Genomic DNA, 1,391 nt, shown 5'->3' with positions numbered 1-1,391 from the left:
CTTAAACAATTATCCATTTTTATGGCTTGTTGCCCCCTATCAAAATCAATAGAAATCTAAGGAACAACAATGCTTCAAACTATGATTGCAGATTTCCAGCAACATTTTTGGTTGTATATCTCTATTCCTTTTATGAGTGGTTTAATTGGCTACATCACCAAGGTGATCGCCATTCAGATGATGTTTTCGCCACTTGAGTTTAAAGGCATTAAACCATTTCTAGGTTGGCAAGGCATCGTGCCACGCAAAGCCGAGAAAATGGCAACAATTGCTGTTGAGCTCATGACAGCCAAACTCATTAAACCTGAAGAAATTTTTGCACGCCTAGATCCTAAACGTATTGCCAAAGAAATAGAAAAACCACTGCTTGCCGCAGCTGAAGATATTACCCGTGATGTTGCGCAAGAGTATCAGCCGGGATTATGGGAAGGCATGCCAGAGTTTGCGCGTCAAAGACTCATTCGTCGTGTGCAATCAAAAGCACCCGAGATTGTTGAACACATCATGAGTGAAGTACAACGTGATGTGAACCGATATTTTGATATTAAACATCTTGTTATTAGCAACTTGCTTAAAGATAAACGCCTACTCAACAATATTTTTAAACGAGTGGGCAAACAAGAATTTAAATTTTTTAGTAATGTCGGATTTGTATTTGGCTTCGGTATTGGTGTGATTCAGATGCTGTGCTGGATTATCACGCAAGGTAAATACCCTTGGATGCTGCCAATGTTTGGCGGCTTTGTGGGTTTTTTCAGTGACTGGATTGCATTACAAATGATGTTTAGACCACTTTATCCTAAGAAAATATTGGGCTATACGTGGCAAGGTTTGTTTATTAAACGTCAAAATGAAGTTGCCGCTGACTACGCAGCGTTAATTTCCAAACAGCTTTTAACTTCTCGCCATATGATGGAAGAATTATTTTCTGGTACACATTCTGCGCGTGTTATTGATCTGGTTAACCGCCATGTTAAACAAGAAATTGATATGCAAGCAGGTGTGATTCGTCCACTTGTTGTTTACGCAATTGGCGGAGAAAAATATCAGGATATGAAATCGCAAGTTGCTGAACGTATTATGCAACGGCTTCCAGAGACCATGAAATACGTAGAATCTTATGCAGAAGATGCTATGAATATTCGCAGTACTTTAATTGAACGTATGCAAAAACTAACACCATCTGAATTTGAAGGTATGTTGCGCCCTGCGTTCAAGGAAGATGAGTGGGCACTCATTGCAGTAGGTGCAGTACTTGGTTTTGTTGTTGGGGAATTACAAATCCAGTTCATGCTCTAATTTTACGTCCCTAGAAATAAAAAAAACCGGATGAGTTGATCATCCGGTTTTTTTTGTCTTGAATATTATTTCTCGATTGCATGATCCAAACT

The 1,391-nt window shown here is 39.2% G+C and carries 1 protein-coding gene; it reads left to right on the top strand.

What is annotated here, in order from left to right; genetic code table 11:
- Positions 1 to 81 precede the first annotated feature (81 nt).
- The gene (locus UC75_RS16770) at positions 82 to 1,299 is read left to right on the top strand and encodes a DUF445 domain-containing protein (protein WP_171056882.1); all 1,218 of its coding nucleotides are present in this window, start codon (positions 82 to 84) and stop codon (positions 1,297 to 1,299) included.
- The last annotated feature ends 92 nt before the right edge of the window (positions 1,300 to 1,391 follow it).

Origin of the sequence: Acinetobacter sp. V2, from assembly GCF_001188385.1 — a bacterium.
Classification (GTDB): Bacteria; Pseudomonadota; Gammaproteobacteria; order Pseudomonadales; family Moraxellaceae; genus Acinetobacter; species Acinetobacter oleivorans.
The sequence above is the reverse complement of the archived record's forward strand: the minus strand, read 5'-3'. Positions and strand labels throughout refer to the sequence as shown.

What these genes read in the sequence shown, in the direction of transcription:
- UC75_RS16770 (WP_171056882.1), top strand. Translation starts at nt 82, where the DNA reads ATGATTGCAGATTTCCAGCAACATTTTTGGTTGTATATCTCTATTCCT.